Origin of the sequence: Agrilactobacillus composti DSM 18527 = JCM 14202, assembly GCF_001436375.1 — a bacterium.
Classification (GTDB): Bacteria; Bacillota; Bacilli; order Lactobacillales; family Lactobacillaceae; genus Agrilactobacillus; species Agrilactobacillus composti.
Window position 1 is genome coordinate 1 of record NZ_AZGA01000022.1, and the last position, 16,863, is coordinate 16,863.

The 16,863-nt window shown below is 44.2% G+C and carries 11 protein-coding genes; 2 read left to right on the forward strand and 9 right to left on the reverse strand.

Annotation, left to right across the window (positions count from 1 at the left end; translation table 11 throughout):
- Positions 1-410: 410 nt before the first annotated feature.
- The gene (locus tag FC83_RS06275) at positions 411-1,667 is read right to left on the reverse strand and encodes a rhodanese-like domain-containing protein (protein WP_057002539.1); all 1,257 of its coding nucleotides are present in this window, start codon (positions 1,665-1,667) and stop codon (positions 411-413) included.
- A 258-nt stretch (positions 1,668-1,925) separates the two neighbouring features.
- Here FC83_RS06275 and FC83_RS06280 point away from each other — a divergent pair, with 258 nt between their 5' ends.
- Together FC83_RS06280 and FC83_RS17555 are read left to right on the forward strand one after the other, a co-directional pair.
- Positions 1,926-2,933 (forward strand): SLAP domain-containing protein, encoded by a 1,008-nt coding sequence (locus FC83_RS06280; RefSeq protein ID WP_035456397.1) that lies wholly within the window; start codon positions 1,926-1,928, stop codon positions 2,931-2,933.
- A 478-nt stretch (positions 2,934-3,411) separates the two neighbouring features.
- The gene (locus FC83_RS17555) at positions 3,412-7,548 is read left to right on the forward strand and encodes a KxYKxGKxW signal peptide domain-containing protein (RefSeq protein WP_057002540.1); all 4,137 of its coding nucleotides are present in this window, start codon (positions 3,412-3,414) and stop codon (positions 7,546-7,548) included.
- Positions 7,549-7,752: 204 nt separating this feature from the next.
- Here the strand turns inward: FC83_RS17555 and FC83_RS06290 are convergent, their stop codons facing one another.
- The 8 genes from FC83_RS06290 to FC83_RS06325 all read right to left on the reverse strand — a co-directional run bounded on the left by FC83_RS06290 (position 7,753) and on the right by FC83_RS06325 (position 16,625).
- On the reverse strand, positions 7,753-9,090 hold the full coding sequence (locus FC83_RS06290; RefSeq protein WP_052005122.1) for a hypothetical protein: 1,338 nt from the start codon (positions 9,088-9,090) through the stop codon (positions 7,753-7,755).
- Between the two features lie 32 nt (positions 9,091-9,122).
- Positions 9,123-9,767, reverse strand: a complete 645-nt coding sequence (locus tag FC83_RS06295) for a hypothetical protein (RefSeq protein ID WP_057002541.1) — start codon at positions 9,765-9,767, stop codon at positions 9,123-9,125.
- Between the two features lie 184 nt (positions 9,768-9,951).
- Positions 9,952-10,758 (reverse strand): hypothetical protein, encoded by an 807-nt coding sequence (locus FC83_RS06300; RefSeq protein WP_156405571.1) that lies wholly within the window; start codon positions 10,756-10,758, stop codon positions 9,952-9,954.
- Positions 10,759-10,874: 116 nt separating this feature from the next.
- Positions 10,875-11,510 (reverse strand): hypothetical protein, encoded by a 636-nt coding sequence (locus FC83_RS06305; RefSeq protein ID WP_035456186.1) that lies wholly within the window; start codon positions 11,508-11,510, stop codon positions 10,875-10,877.
- Between the two features lie 31 nt (positions 11,511-11,541).
- On the reverse strand, positions 11,542-11,733 hold the full coding sequence (locus FC83_RS06310) for a hypothetical protein (RefSeq protein WP_035456184.1): 192 nt from the start codon (positions 11,731-11,733) through the stop codon (positions 11,542-11,544).
- Between the two features lie 163 nt (positions 11,734-11,896).
- Complete coding sequence (locus FC83_RS06315; RefSeq protein WP_052005118.1) at positions 11,897-12,904, reverse strand: glucosaminidase domain-containing protein; 1,008 nt, start codon at positions 12,902-12,904, stop codon at positions 11,897-11,899.
- Positions 12,905-13,118: 214 nt separating this feature from the next.
- Complete coding sequence (locus tag FC83_RS06320) at positions 13,119-13,874, reverse strand: hypothetical protein (protein ID WP_035456181.1); 756 nt, start codon at positions 13,872-13,874, stop codon at positions 13,119-13,121.
- 879 nt (positions 13,875-14,753) lie between these two features.
- On the reverse strand, positions 14,754-16,625 hold the full coding sequence (locus FC83_RS06325) for a hypothetical protein (RefSeq protein ID WP_035456179.1): 1,872 nt from the start codon (positions 16,623-16,625) through the stop codon (positions 14,754-14,756).
- Between the last annotated feature and the right edge of the window lie 238 nt (positions 16,626-16,863).

Here is a 16,863-nt window from a genome sequence, read left to right on the forward strand (position 1 = left end):
GCGGCGTAACTCAAGGAGTTACGTCTTTTATTTTATTATGAGTGAATAATTCAGGTGTATAACAGATTCACAAAAAATGATGTCATTTTGCCATAACAATCATGTTTTATTTTGATAACAAAATTTAATATTTTGTAATAATTGCACTATATAATAAGCAAATATCTATAAACTGAACTAATATTTCAGTTTCAGAAAACATCAAAGCCGTTCATAACAGTCCTTTTCACAAATGTGCATAAAAACGAACCACAATATCCTTTTACAGATATTGTAATATGACCAAATATAGACCAATTATTAAGTTTTTTCTGAAAATTATTGAAACGATTACATTTCGTCTTAAATTAGCTTCATTTTTAGCCTCGGCATTTTTAGACCATTTCAATTGCGAGATTAGGTCAAACAACTTATTTGGGATAAACCAAATCTTGTGGCCGGACAGCTTGATAAATTTGATAGGCCCCATCCAAATTGGTGACGTTAAAGCCATGTTGCACCAGAAAACGGTAAGCCACATATGACCGTTCCCCACTGCGGCAACTGACAATGTAGGCTTGGTTTTTATCTAATTCCGACACCCGCCGGCGCAGTTGATCCAAAGGAATGTTCACCGAATCCGGGAAATGCCCGGCGGCAATTTCATCAGGGTTGCGTACATCCAAAATCTTAGCCCCCTGCGCCAAGGCAGCCGGCAGGTCATACCATTGAATATGGCGGCTTAAGCCTCGGGTTAAATTCACCGCCGCCTCCCCTAACATATTGATAGGGTCTTTACGAACCCCATAGGGCGGTGTGGCTACCATTTCAATATCCGCCAGGTCGGCGATGGTCATGCCATTCTTCATGGCTTCGGCTAAAATGCCGATTCGTTTCGACACACCCATGGGGCCGACAATTTGGGCGCCATAAATAGCCCCGGTTTTGGGATCAAAGACCAATTTCAGGTTAATCAGGGTAATTGCCGGGTCGTCGGGGTCATGGATCTTGCCCAACACGTGGATCACTTCGGGATTTAACCCGGCAGCTTTTGCCTGTTCTTCGGTACGGCCAACCCCGCCGGCCAGCATATTGTAAGCCCGGCCCAGCTTAATTTGTGGATTGGTATAATGCTGCTCCGTGGTTTTAGATACGATGGGAGCCGTGGCGGTACTCCCCAGGTTCATGTAAACACCGCCCAACAAAAACGGCGGGTGCAACACCTTTTTGCCCAGGGCATACCTAGCCCCCACACTTTGCCAGTCAAAATAAGTGCCAGCCAAATTATCCGCCAAGTCCCCGGGGTCTAGGTAAACCAAATCTGCGGGGAGGACGGTACCGTCCTTTAAAACCACTTTTTGCTGGTCAGCTTGCAAAGTCACTTGGGTTTGGCCAGTGATCACCCGAATCCCATGGCTGGTCAATTCCCGCAACAAAAAAGCAGCCATTTCTTCGTCCAGCCAGGATATTACATGGGACAAGGGCGTAACAAGGGTTGCGGCCAATTCCTGGTCTTTCAGGTCTTCAGCCACAAAAATGCCATTCTCATCGGCCCCCAGGATCACGGTTTGGGCAGATTGCTTTAAATCAATTTCCACCTCACCTAACTCTAAGACATCCTCTAAAACAGGTACCTGCTGGTCAGCGATAAATTGGGCCAAACCGGCTGGTGTCATATCCACTAACATAAGCATTGACCTCCCTGAATAATTTTTCTCCATTATACCCCAGACCTTGGCAACTGGATATGGGATAGATATAGCGATATTTAAAGTTATTTTTTGACAATATATATTAAAAACAGCTAGCTAACGATAACTATAATAATTAAAATAATCTATTTTTTTAATTTTATCTAAATATTTCTAAAATATTTGTTCATGCATCGTATCTTAAATTATGATTAATCTGCCTTAATTTTAATCATAATTTCAGGAGGAAATAATTTGAAACATCCGAATTTATTTATGGCCGTCACGGTGTCGACCCTAGCTCTAAGCGGCGTGCTGTTAAGTCAACAGCCAACGCGTGTCCAGGCCAGCAGTGTGGGCACGGTGGTCAATCCCATGGCCAATGCCCCAGTTTATGTTTATGATGCCCCCGGCGGCAATGTCAATTATAGCCGGACGTTACCCAACGGCTCTGCTTGGCAAATCAACACGGTACAAGCCGTTCCGGGGAGGGGAAACTGGTATGAGCTTGGCCCCAACGTCTGGATCAATGATTATGTTTTTAAAGCCGCTGATACAAGCAGCAGCTCGACGCCCACAACCCAAAGCGGTGTCGGCACCATTGCCAACCCCCAGGGCGATGTGGCGGTGTATGCTTACGACAAGCCCGCCGGCAGTCTGATTGCCACCCAGACCTACGCCAATGGCACCCGCTGGCAATTCAATCAGGTGCAAACTATCCCTGGTGTCGGCACCTTTTATGAAATTGGCCCCAACATTTGGATCAACGACTATGTCTTTCAAGTGGACAGCACCAAAGCCAGTCCCGACACACCTAGCGGGGACGGCAGCCAAACTGCCCCTGGCACGGTGACCATTAGCAGTACTGGCGCTAATCTCCGGGATGCCCCTTATGGCAACATCTTGCGCTGGCTGGACGCCGGCACCACTTGGCAAGTCACCGGTAGCAAAACCGTGGGCGGCGTGGTGTGGTATCAACTGGGTACCGCTCAGTGGGTCTGCGCCAGCACCATCGACCTCACTAGTCCTGGTACCAACGTGACGGGCACCCCGGCCAATCCCAATCAGGTCCTGCATCTCACCAACGCCGCCCCGGTCTTCACCGCCCCGGCCCCAGCTGGTGGTGGCCTCACCGGGCAGATTTTACCCACCAACACCGACTGGCGGGTCCTGGACTTGAAGACCTTTGACGGAGCCACTTGGGCGCTGGTGGGCAGCAATCAGTGGCTGGCGGTGGTCAACGGCCAATTAATCAACGCTTAATTTGGCCAAAAATGAAATCGTTTTACATATTCTTGCCTTGATAGCGTCCCTTTTGCAAGGCAACAGCTAGGTTTTTAAAAGCCTGGCTGTTTTTGTATCTTGATAAATCCGTTAATTGCGGTGATAAATTTGATATGTAAATATTTATAATTATTTTTTGATAATATATATTGAATAAGCTGTCTAATCAATAATTTGAATTAGTAAATAATATCTATTTACTTAATTTTATTTAATCTTTTAAGAATCGAATACTCATGAGGACCTGTTACAATTAACTCATACCTTAACTCTAGCCTTATATCAGACAGGAAACATTCGGATTCCTGTCAAGTTGTGTCCCATACCTTAACTTAGAGAATATATCTGAGTGCTTACGACAACGCGTTAGCAAACAAAAGTATTGAACCCCAATTATACCCGTAGGTGATATCTGCTCAGATTGCCACATGAACTTCTATATTGGAGGGAGATTTCAATGTTTAAAGCGACTCATCAAGATCCTAAACTGCACTATAAAATGTATAAAGCTGGCAAAAACTGGGTTTTCGCCGGCTTAGCGGCCGTGAGTTTCGGCTTGGCCTTGGTTGACAAGCCCCAAGTCACACAGGGGGCAATTGACGCGGCCCAAACCACCAGTCAGGTCAGTGCTAATCCTAAGGCAGATGCTTCAACCAGTATCGACCAAAGTACGGCAACGACCCCTACTGCCAGCGCAACTCAACCGATAACGACACCACAAACAACAACGCCTATGCCGCAAAGTACCGGCCAAGCAGACCCAGCACCAGCAACTGAAGTAGCTACGCCACCTGCTAATGTCGCCCAAACTAGCCCAACGACTACGCCGCAAGTCACCACCAGCACCCCAGAGCAAAATCAAACCCCAACCACGGCCGAGAATCCAGTAACTCAACCGACGACGACCCAAACAATAGCTCAAACTGAACCAGCGTTACCTACAGCTGATCCTAAGACAGCCGCAACTGATGCCAAAGAGCCTGTCGTTGAAACAACCGCCCCTACAGACGGCAAACCGACTACCCCACCAGTTGACCCCAATGCGACTAAAACGGCGGCTACGGTCAGTACAACGCCTGCTGCAACCGTCCCGGAACCAAACGCAGCCGATGCAACAACTACGCCGCAAGCTGACCCTAAAACAGCCGTTGAACCCCCGGCTGAAACAACACCCCAACAACCAACTGCCACGGACTATCCCAGCGCCAAGGCTAAAACCGACCACGCCAATGATTTAGTCGCTCAGGCCAATCAAAGTGCGGCGGCTTTGCAAGCTTTACTGCAAGCCCCGAAGCCTGGTGATCCGGCTTGGCAAGCCCAGGTCAATGCGGCTTTAACTGAGTTGACCAACACAGCCGGGGCCTTTAGCGGCACCCAGGTGGCCACCGATGAGGTGGTGACTGCTTATGAAGCGGCCCTGAAGGCTATGCCCACCCAGCCCCAACCTAACGCCGTACAAAGTGTGCAAACTGGCGGCAAAAATGAAACCGCTACCTTAGCCAACTACAATGAATTGGTGGCGACTTATGCGGCGCAAGTGCAGACGCTTTTAGCGCAAGTCCAGGCTGGCCAGGCCAATTATGCCACAGCTGAAGCTTTGAATGCGGCCCAACAGCAGCTGAAAGCGGCGGCAGATCAATTAAACGCAGCTATCCAACAAGCCGTGACCCGGGCCAATGCTGGGGATACCAGTGGGACCCACCAGGCGGTTACTGCCCCGGATACCGCTGGCCACACCTTAGACGACTACAAACAGGCTTATGATGATGCCTTAACGGCTTACAATAGCCAGGTGATCGCTTATAACAACACCAATCCGGCTGTCCAGCAACCAATCACGCCCTTAGACACCAATGCCGATACGGCGACAACCCCGGATCCTACTAAGAACCCGGCGGCCAAAACTTACACTGATTTTAAAGCTGAAGTTGCCAAGACGGCGGCGCAAAACAATGCTTATAACCACTATGAAACGGCCAATGCTGCTTACCATCAAGCCCAAAGCGGCTTTACCGATTTAGCCGGGGCAGTGACTGCTTGGCAAACCGCCGCCAACAACTACAATCAAATGGTCAGCGGGGTGAATGCTGGGACAACTGCAAAATTGACCGAAGCAGATTTGCAGGCCCAACAAGCTGCGGTGACCAATGCCCAAACTAATTTGGCCAAGGCGGTCAACCAGTTCACCACAGTCAACACGACCTATCAAGTGGCCTTGGAGGCTTACCAAACAGCCTTAGACACCTATACCACCGCCACGGGCCAAGCTACCCAGCAAGCGGCGCCGGGTTATGACCCTAGCAATCCCACCAGTCCTTGGCATCAATTCCAAGCCCATATCACCAAGCTACAAACTGACTTTGCGCCCACCGGGACGGCTAGTGCCACGGTCCCCGGGCAAAATGAAATGATTATGCAACAAAATATGACCCAGTTTCAGGCCGCGGCCAAGGTCGCTGCCGCCGCTCAGGACTTACAGGCTAAGATTACCCAGATCAATGACGCAGCCAGTGCCCAACAAACTGCGGCGCAGGCTTGGGACACTTTGACGGCCAAAGCTAAAGACGATGGGCGCTGGGCCTTCTTCTACCCGCAAATTCATGGTGCCGGGGATGATTTGACCCAAAAGGATTATCAATACATTGATGCGGTCAATGGTACCACTACACCGTTGACCACCACCACTAAAAAGGCGGACTTTGATAAGACTTATACCGACATCCAAGTGGGTACCCCCGTGGCCAATTATTCGGCTAAAGATTACGCCGACCCAGCGGTAACTAAGACTGCCCAAAATGCCAGTTATGCTTATCTGGTCAATACCTTTCTTGATGCGGTGAACGCTTATAATGCCGGCGCTAGTGCCGTCAATAAAATCAACACTGGTGACCCCACCGCGGCAGCGGCTGTGACCACAACTGTGACTAATTTCAAGGCTGGTTTAGAAGGTCCCAATGGCTTTTCAGCCCAATATCAACAATTACTCCAAAAATTGGCCGGTGTGGCCGCTGATCCAGTGCAAAACGCGCAGGCTCTAGCAACTTTAAACAACCCAAACTATCTAAGTACGGACGGCTCAGATGCGGCGCAAAAAACCCTTACTACAGGAGGACAAACGTTGGTTGAAACTGTTATTTTAGGGTCAGGTGGTTGGCAGGATATTTTGAAATCAAACGCTGATAATGCCGTTTTTATCAATTACCAGTCTTTTACCCCCAAACAATACACAATCACCGATGATGGTGCTGGGCATCAAGTGTTCGCGACGGCCCTGCAACGAATTTTTCAAAGTCAGTTCAAAGACACTAATTATAACCCCACCGACTTTACGCTACAACCCACTTATGAGGTCGATGGTAAAACCTATTATTTAGCCGGCTATGGGATTTTTCAAGCTAATAATCTCAATGGCAATTTAAAGCGTACCGATCAGATTTTTACGTTTACCAACGATAATGCTGAACAAGAATTTGTGCAAAATGGCCTCAAGCTCAGTGGCGATCCATCACAAAATAGCTATATCAACATTTATTATATTGCCCAAGCGGATTATGACGCCATTGCCACACCAAATGCCACTGGGGTCAATGACTTGACCATACCGAGCCTTAAATTGGACGCTGTGTCTGCTTATGGCATGGATACGGCCTTACTTGCCCCTATGCCAGCAACAGCAGTCCCAGCCACTGGACCAACTTATTTGGCCGGCACAACTGTTAACCCGGACTTTCAAGCCCCAGCTGTTACCGTGCAAGCCCCGACGATTACTTTGAATCAGCCGAACGTCGCAACGCCAAGTACGCCAGGTGAATCCGGCACCCCAGACCCGGATAATCCGGGCACCCCAAGTGAGCCAGGGACGCCGGGTGAACCAGGTCATCCTGAAAATCCAGGCACGCCAAGCAACCCGGGGAACCCAAATAATCCTGGGACACCGACAAAACCTGAGAATCCCGACAATCCAACCATACCAAGCAATCCAGGAGTGCCAAGTAACCCGGATAACCCTAGTCATCCAACCATCCCCGCTAATCCGGAAACACCAATGAATCCTGGGCGCCCTAATGATCCGGACACACCAAGCAATCCGGAGAACCCGAGCAATCCGAACACGCCAAACAATCCGGACAACCCAATTAATTCAGAAACACCGAATAACCCTGGGATGCCAAATAATCCCGGAAACCCAAGCGATCCTGGGACACCAAACACCCCTGGCACCACAAATACACCAGGTAATCCAGAAATGCCAGGCAATCCTGGCACACCGACTATTCCGGGGACAGACACCTCAACTATAACCAACGCTAATACACCAACGACACAAGCACTAGCTAATCATGGTACTGGTCAGGGCTTGGCGGCTAAGGCAATGCAAAGTGGGCAATTGACCAACTTGGCCGCCAGCCACAAGCCACAAGCTAGCCAACCAACTCATAGCCAGCAAGCGCCACAGCACCAAGCTACCAAAGCCGCAACGTTACCGCAAACTGGTGAACAATCTGACACTAGCTTAACCGTATTAGGTGCTGTATTGACCGCTCTGTCTGCCTTGTTCGGCTGGTTCTTAATCGCTCATAAGCGGGAGCATTAATACACCATCAATCTTGCGTATACTAAAAAATCGAAGCCGGAAAAAACAATCCTACTTCGATTTTTTATTGCACAACAAAAACACCTCGACGGAAAATTCGAGGTGTTTGCATTACATATTTATCCGAACGATTGTAAATGATTGACCATATGATTGTTATGTTGCAACCGATCGCTTATTTGAATTTTAGGTTGAATAAAGCTTTTAGGCTGGATAGTAATCCCCAGTTGCAGCAATAATCCATTGATTGTCATTGCCTAACTTAACAGCTTGACGGCCATTGAGGTAAGTGACGGCAAAGACTCGGTATAAACCATCAGACTTGATCGTGCCAGATAATGAGCCGTTAGAACTGTACAAGGCAGTCCCAGCATTGGCATCAAAAGTCCCGTTTAAGGCTTTTTGCAATTGCAAATCAGAAGCTTTGACCCATTGGTTGTTCCCTAAGTCATAAGCCACTGGATTGCCATTGGCATCTTTAGCGACCTTGAAAGCAGACCATTCGTCATAAGATGTGTTCAAGTTGCCGATGGATTGAGTGGTCTCTGGATCACTGTAAATCGTCGCAGCGTTGAAGTTAGAGTACAAAGCTGTCCCGGTTGGCATAGCCCCAGTTGTTACACTGCTGGTAGACCCGGCAGTGACGTCGCTAGCCTTGACCCATTGGTTATTGCCTAAATCGTAAGCGACAATCTTGCCATCTTTATCCTTAGCGGTTTGGTTCACAGCCCAAGTGCTGTAAGAAGTATCCAATTTGGCGCCAGAATCCTTGGTCGTTGCCGCATCAGAATAAACCGTGACTGCTTTCTTACCAGAGTCAACAGTCATTGTGCCAGAAGGTACCACGGCGATGGTTAAATCACCAGTACTACCGCCAGTATCATTTTGCACGTCAGCCACTTTAATGTAAGACGTATGCCCAGCATTATCGAAGCCATAGCCCACAATATTACCATTACCGTCTTTCAAGACAGAAGTGTAATTCAAAGTTTGGTCTTTACCGATTCGAACAGCTTCAGCGTTCTTGAAGTCTTTGTCGGTGTAGACTTGAGCGATATTTTTAGTTTGAACGGTACCAGTAGCCTGGGTTTCCGTAATGCCAGTAGCCGTAGAGCCGTCCCCAGTAGCAGTGACGTCGCCAGCTTTGACATATTGCTTGTCAGCTAACTTGTAAGCCACAATATTGCCACTAGCGTCAGTCACCTTAGCGACAACCGTGTATTGTTGAGAATTTCCAATCTTAGTGTTGGCAATCTCACTAGTTGTGCCGTTATCTGTGTACAATTGGGCACCAGCAGAAGTTTTAGTCGTTACTGTGGTGTTAGAAACCGCCGTTTCAGTTAAAGACGTGTCCCCTTTTTCATTGGAAGTCACATCAGCAGCTTTAACATATTGCCCTTTAGCCAAACGGTAAGCTACGACGTTGCCATTTGGATCCTTAAAGAAGGCTTCAATTTGGGTAGCTTCGCTTAAAGCCTTGCCAGAATCTTTAGTCGTGCTCTTGTCACTATAAATATGGGCTTTCTTGTTAACTGGTGTCACTTTGACACCATCAATGCCGTCCGTACTTTCAGTTAATAACTTATCAGGGACAACTGTGGTAATCTTGCTAGCATCAATAGATTTGGTATCACCAAATCGTCGGTCCCAGTGACAGACTTAATATTTTTAGTGGTGCCATCTAAAACAAGGGCTGTGATAGACAGGGATGAACTGCCATCGTTTAAGTAAGCAGTCGTAGGTGCACTCAATGTAAAGGTTTGATCACTTGTTGATGCGCTGAAGAGGCCTCCACTAACGCTCCCAAAAGTAGTAACGTCACTAGCCTTAATCCAACCTAAGTCAGAGGCTAAGGTTGAAGGGGCGATGTGATAAGCCGTTACCGTCCCATTGGTCATAGCAACGCCCAACACGGCGTAAAATGCCCCAAAACCAGCGATTAGATCGCCTTGGGTAGTTTGGCCAGTATCTTGCGTTAAAGCCGAATCACTGAAAATCTTTTGGTCTTTTGTAGTTTTGGCATAGAACAAGTTGCTGGTATCTGTACCGCTAATAGCGACATTAAATTCACCGGTTAACCCACCAGTTGTATCAGCGGCTTGCACCGTCGTTATCCCACCAGTAAAGGCTGGGGCAACAGCAGTAGTCACAGCCGGGGCAGTTGTTAATAAGGCAGCAGCAGCAATGCCCAAATACTTAATTTTTGAAGTACTTGTCATGAACAAATTCCTCCTCTAATTTAAAAAAATATATAATCGTACGCACAATACAATATCAGTATAACTCATATTAATAAAGGAACGCACGAAATAATGATTTATTTAATTGCCCTTTTCTAAAAAAACACACTCCAGTGGTCACCAGAGTGTGTTCAAATTAATCAGCTGGTAATGAAACTAATCATTATGCTGGGTAGTAATCACCAGTGCTAGCGATGATCCATTGATTATCGTTACCTAATTTAAGTGATTGTTTACCATTGATGTAAGTTACGGCAAAGATTTGATACAAGCCATCGGATTGGATAGAACCAGTCACGTCACCGTCACGGTTGTATAAAGCAGTCCCGGCGTTGGCATCAAAAGTACCGCCTTGAGTCTTGATCAATGATAAGTCAGAAGCTTTAACCCATTGGTTGCTACCTAAGTCATAAGCCACAATGTTGCCACTGGCATCTTTAGCAACTTGGAATGTAGACCATTCGTCGTAGCTTGTGTTCAAAGTGCCATTAGCTTTAGTCGTGTCAGCATCACTGTAGATGGTAGCGCCTTTGAAGTTAGAGTAAACAGCTTGGCCTTTAGTAGCAGGGCTAACAGTTACTTTAGAAGCAGCAACTTCAGAAACGTCAGAAGCTTTAACCCATTGGCTGTTACCTAAGTCATAAGCGACAGTCTTGCCATCTTTATCTTTGGCAGTCCGGGTAACGTCCCAGATGTTATATTGGGTATCCAATTTAGCACCAGAGTCTTGGGTAGTTGCAGCATCACTGTAAACTTTAACAGCAGCATTCTTAGAATCTACTTGTAAAGTGCCAGCACGGATAACTGTGATTGTTAAGTCAGTTGAAGGAGCAGTAGTAGTCTTAACGTCAGTTGCTAAGATGTATACTAAACCATCAGTGCCTTTGTTGCTATTGTTAATACTTGTATCTTGGTAACCATAAGCATAAACTTTACCATCATTGTCTTGCAATGTTGCTGTGTAGTTCAAGACTTGGTTTTTAGCAACTTTTGAGCTTTGTGCATTTAACTTGTTGTCAGCTGTCGTATAGAAGTATGGTGTTGCAGCATTTTTAGTTGTAACTTTGCCGCTTTCATAAACTTTAGTTAATGGAGTTGTCTTGACAGTAACATCGGTAGCTTTGACATATTGGCTATCAGCAAGCTTGTAACCAACAGTTTTACCGGCAGCGTTGTTAACTCAGCAACGGCACTCTTAGTCGTACCATAAGCAACATACGAACCAGCAATTGGTGCAGACAAAGCTTTATCTGAATAAATTTGAGCACCAGAAACGTAGTTAGGTGTTACGGTTACATTACCAATGTTTGTGTTTTCTGTATTATCTGTAGAAGATAAATCAGTGGCTAAATCGCTACCCTTAATGCTGTAGGTAGTGCCACCAACCGTAGTAGTTACACTAGATAACACACCATCTTTAGTTGTGATAGTTGAAGGGTTAACTGTGATTCCAGCAGAAGTAGTATAAGATGTTGAACCGTTTGCAGTATTTGTCCAAACAGTGTTGTCACTTGCAGTTAACAATGGCAATACATCTGCATCAGCGTTAGCAACGTTCAAAGTCCAGTTAGAAGTTGAACTAGCAATATCACTAAATGCTACGAAAGTATCAACCTTCTGATCAGCTAAATGGACAGCAGTAATTTTACCATTTGTAAAGTAAAGAGAATCAATGGTATGGTTATTGCCATCTGGTGATTCTGGCTTGATTGTGGTTGACAAACTTGCGTCAGAGTAATATGCAGCATCCGTCTTAAATTAGGATACTTGGTTTACCAGCAATATTAATCTTTGTAGTAACATTGCCAGCATTTGTAGCGGCTTGCACAGTAGATGTGTTAGCACCAGTAAAGGCAGGTGCCACGGCAGTAACAGCAGCAGGTGCAACAGCTAGTAAAGCTGCAGCAGCAATACCTAAATATTTAACTTTTGAAGTTTTAATCATGTGTATCAAAATCCCCCTTGATAAACTTGTGTTGTAGACTCAGAATTGCCTACGTGTCCATTATAACATCTATTCGCATTTAATTTGTTAAAATTGGATAACGATGACAGGTTTAACCGAAATTTAATATCAGTAACAGTATTGTAACTATTTATGTTACATTCTATTCAACGGTCACTTGACCACCGGAAACCCACTGATCACCTCCCAGATTGTACCAGGTCGTGCCATTCACATCTTGGGTTTCAAAGTAGCGCCATTCCGTGTTTTTATCTAAGGTACGCCCAGTCTTACCAGAGCCAGCGTTGCTATATAAGGCCGCCGCACTCTTCACTTTGACGATACCAGTACCAGATGGAGCTTGGGAAGCAGAATCGCCCACGCTTAAATTAGACCCGTTCATCCATTGGTTGGTGCCCAAGCGGTACCAAGTTTGGCCATTATACAATGTAACCTTTTTGTCATATTGCCATGCGGTGCCATTGCCTAACCAGTCGCCATTGGAGCTCATTGGACCAGCATACATGTTATAAGTAGATGAGCCATTGCTCGTGACGGTGACCACGCCACTTTCGTTACTAACTTGTGGATCAAATTGCGTCAAATCATATTTGGCAATTAAATTGTTTAATTTAGTGTTGTAATCTGGGGCAGTGGCATAACGGCCAGTTAACCAAGCGGTAGCATCTTGGTAATTATTGGTATTTTCTATCCAAGCGCCACTGTAGCGGGTTGGTTGCCAGGAAATCCCATTCCGTAACTTAAAGGCATTATCCATGATAGAATCGTACATATTTGGATACTTCTTAAAGTTTTGCACAATGGTTTCATAATGATCTGTGCGCCATTCTTGAGTTTGATAAGCTACATAAGCACCCCAATAGTCACCTTTAATCCCGAATAGATTGTAATTTGGGGCTGCGGCTAATTTGGAGTTGCCATAATTAGATTCCAGCATGGCTTGGGCAATCATCACTGAAGGATACAAACCATTGTCAGTGGCCACTTGTTGAGCCGAGGGCCAAATTTGGTCTAGAAAACCCTGTGCAGAATAATCGGCATGAACGATCCCGGGTTCATTAAATTGACCTAAAGCAGTGGTAGCGACACCTAAGCCCATAACCCCTGCCAGGCCGAGTACAGCTGCATGTTTTAAAAATGATTTCTTCATATATTCTCCCTGATTCATAAATTTTATTTTTCTCGCTCTATGATGATGATACCAAGTCCCAAAACCACATACAAGCATTGCGCCAACTTGTAACTGAAATGATATTGCTGAAATTTGGTTGTAACCAGATTGTCATGAAGTTCATGTAATACGACTGCTTTGGCATCTAACACTCTTAGATATATTTAAATCATCCAAACCATTAGAATATAATTCAATTAATTACATAATAACTTCTCAGTTGATTAATGATTTTAGTTTCTTCTTCATGTATATAATCAGCATTCAGAATATGTGTGCCCTTTTCGCCTGTATAATCAAGAACAAACATTTTGTGATAAATGTTCCCATACCTTGTTGCATAATCCGCAACCTTTTTATTTACATAGTTACTATCAGGTATTTGATCATTACTTATAGTGAGGTAGTCATTGGGCCTGAAATATTCATCTGAAAAATAAGAATCCTTAGAATAGGTTTTCTGAGCATAATAATTAGCAGTAAAATTTTTTTGATTATCAACTGCGATAATAAACCAATCAATAGGAACAGCTTCAGGATCTTTGTCTACTTTCATTGATTGAAATATCAAGAAAGGTTTAGGTTTTTTATCTATCGGAATTGTATGGGTCACTACCTCACCGTTCTTTAAATAACAAGCATACATAAGTTTTACATTTCCTTGAATTTTCTGGGGTATAGCTTGAACAGTTAATTTGGTTGTAAAAATTTTCGTTTCAGCGTTATACGTGGCATATCCCGAGGTCTTTGTATGATCCTTCATTATCAGAGAAACATTATTCTGTTCAACAGTTTGTGAGCTTTTCGCAATTGTATTTGCCTGCCTACTAAGTGAAAAAGCAACTGCAACTCCAATAGCTGTTACAATAGCGCCAAAAACCGTAAAGATAGCACCAACTATCCCCATTACGTTAAGAAGCGATATTTTTGTGTGTTCTCGCTGTCTCAAGTACCCTCGTGAATGCCTAGGTAACTTTTTAGACATCTTCCTAGACAAAGATCGTTGCCTATATTTATTCCCCATAAGGAAAACCCTTCTTTCCAAAATGTGAAACTCATTGTCATTGGTATGGTTGACAACATTATTCTAACTTGATATTTAATTTTACCGTACTCTATGATTCTGCTTTATGATAAATGATTACAATCACAAAACTTAGCCACTTTGAAAGCCTATCATTCATTAGTATTCTTAATTAGCTCCCGTAGTTTTAGTCATGCTTGCATCTAAGCAAACTACATTATTATTTTCCGGTCTTTAATAGCTTATATAAAATCAAATTTTTACCTGCAACAGGTTTCATGTATTAATTTTATTTTTGCATCCAATACCCCTCACAATATCAGATTATTCAGTAACTGTGCCTATCTCTTAATATTTTCAACATAATTATACTGCGTCTTATCACTCATGTCGCCAGTGACTTAATCGATCATAAATTAAATTATCTCTGTAGTCACCATCACAATCATTTTCTCATTAGAAATTACGTTTACAGAACCGAGTGTTGAGCTTAGCACCATCATTAGATTAAGTTTTAGTTCAGAAACAAGGTCTTAATTTCATTGTAGTTTTTCAATTATTGTAAATAAAGTGATTTATATTGACAATTCAAGCAACATAATTGCAATCAAAAAGGAATGTGATTTAACAAAAGCAGAAAAATCCCTCCAAATCACACCCGAGAAATTTTTGTTTTTCTCTGGTGCTCTCTAAAGGGATAGTATCAACCTGAGAAATTTTTTTCTCTGATACTTTCTAAAGGGATAGTCTTATCGTATTGACTCTTATAATTTAATAATCACAAATTTAATTTCAATTAAATCATTACGCTGGATAAAAATCACCTTGAACGGCATAGACCCATTGGGAGTCATTGCCTAATCGTAATGCTTGTTTCCCGTTGATATAACGAACAGCATAGACTTTATAATCGCCATCAGCTTTAATAGCACCGGATACGGTCCCATCAGGTTCACGTAATGTGACGCCAGCTGACGTGGTAAATACGCCATCCAGGTCCTTTTGAACTTGAATGTCAGCAGCTTTAACCCACTGATCTTTACTTAGACGATAAGCAGTGATATTACCATCAGCATCCTTAGCCACTTCAAAGGCGGACCATTCGTCAACAGACGTGCTCAATTTAGTATCCGTGTCCTTAGTAGTCGCAGCATCGGAGTAGATTGTAGCAGCTTTGTTGTCAGAATAAACGGCAGTCCCTGTTGGTAGCTTTTCAGTATCTACTTGTTCTTCAGGAACCACTTCTTTGAAGTTAGCGGCCTTCACATAAGTCCAAGTTTTGCCAGCTTTGCGAGCGTAACCCACAATACTGCCGTTCAGGCTATCTTTAATCACTTGCGTGTACTCAAAGTTCTGACCTTTGCCAACTTTTAAGGTGTCAATTTTGTGATTAAAGTCAATGTCGCCATAGACATTTGCATCAGCAGTCGCAGTTACCGTGCCCTTGACGTTTTCAGCATAGTTGTACTGTGTTGTAGCATTCACATCACCAGCTTTAACCCAAAGATCAGAAGCCTTGCCAGAAGCATCTCCTTTGACAATGTGATAAGCGACTACATTGAATTTGCCATCATTGCCATAAGAACCGGCAACTTGATCATAAGTTAGTGTTGTTTTGTAGTCCGTTACATAAGTGCCAGTGGCATCGGCTTTACCATCTGTGGTGACCTTACCAGTACCATGGGTTGTCAAAGCATACCGGTACAATGGTGTTAAGTCGCGTTTAGTGGTTACCGTCCCATTAACCGCGTTAACATCTAATATTTGTGTTGGCGTTGTTGGTGTTTCAGATAATAGTAAATTAGCCGCATTTGTACGAATAAAGTAGACAGTGCCATTATAAGTAAACCCGTAAACCTGGCTACCATCATCGATGATATAAGTTGCCAGCGGACCTGTTATTTCGCCATTATGAATAGCAGTTTGAATTTTAGTTGTTGTGTCACTTGTCCAAGACCTAGGCACAGCCGTATAAATACCATTTGGATTAACGACAAACAAATTGCCATCTACAGTCACCTTCGTACCTGTGTCTTTTAACCCATAGTTCGACAAGTCATTAATCTTAATATACGAATTTTTTAAAATCGCCCCAGTTGCCTTGACAGCCTCTGCTTGGAGCCATGAGTTGGCGACGTCCCCATTAGCAGTATCCCTCGAAACATGATAGCCCGTAATTTTACCGGCAGCATCAACAGCAATCTGATCATATTTTAACGATGTTCCATTTTTGGCAACGTACTTTCCTGTTGGTGTATCAAATGCTGAGTCCGTATAGGCAGGCACATTGTCATAAACTGTTGACATTATTCCCGGCCCTGTCTCAGATTGGCGCACATAGTATTTTTGACCATTCACACCTGTCACCGTGTAATAATCAAGTCCAAGAACCTTCTCGCTTGAAGCCCTCGCATTGGTAACCGGAATTAAATTAGAAGCGTTAGTAGCTTCCAGTTGCTTAGTTTCATTGTTCCAAGTTAAGACATTTGGATAATTTTCTGCAGCATCAGTCCATGTTAAAAAGATAGCGGAATCTGGCAATGCTGTTGTTGTAGCTGCCTGGACAATCCCCCGTTCAGCAGATGTCGCTGTAAATACAGGTGCCACAGTTGGTGCAATGACTAGCAAGGCAGCGGCTGTAATACCTAGGTACTTAACTTTTCCAGTTTTAAACATGTCATTAAATCCTCCTCGATAAACTAGTGTTGTAGCAAAGATCCTACGCTCACATTATAGCATGACTTGGCCGCTTTCAAGAAAGCGATTTCATTATTGCGCATAAAAAGAGCCGATAGGAAATAATCCTATCGGCACTTCAAATTTAAACTTTAATAGTCTTTTGAATCAAAGACTAGTCAGCTGGGTAGTAGTCACCATCAGAAGCATGTACCCATTGAGCGTCAGTACCTAACTT

What these genes read in the sequence shown, in the direction of transcription:
- FC83_RS06275 (WP_057002539.1), bottom strand. Translation starts at nt 1,667, where the DNA reads ATGTTAGTGGATATGACACCAGCCGGTTTGGCCCAATTTATCGCTGAC.
- FC83_RS17555 (WP_057002540.1), top strand. Translation starts at nt 3,412, where the DNA reads ATGTTTAAAGCGACTCATCAAGATCCTAAACTGCACTATAAAATGTAT.
- FC83_RS06295 (WP_057002541.1), bottom strand. Translation starts at nt 9,767, where the DNA reads ATGACAAGTACTTCAAAAATTAAGTATTTGGGCATTGCTGCTGCTGCC.
- FC83_RS06310 (WP_035456184.1), bottom strand. Translation starts at nt 11,733, where the DNA reads ATGATTAAAACTTCAAAAGTTAAATATTTAGGTATTGCTGCTGCAGCT.
- FC83_RS06315 (WP_052005118.1), bottom strand. Translation starts at nt 12,904, where the DNA reads ATGAAGAAATCATTTTTAAAACATGCAGCTGTACTCGGCCTGGCAGGG.
- FC83_RS06325 (WP_035456179.1), bottom strand. Translation starts at nt 16,625, where the DNA reads ATGTTTAAAACTGGAAAAGTTAAGTACCTAGGTATTACAGCCGCTGCC.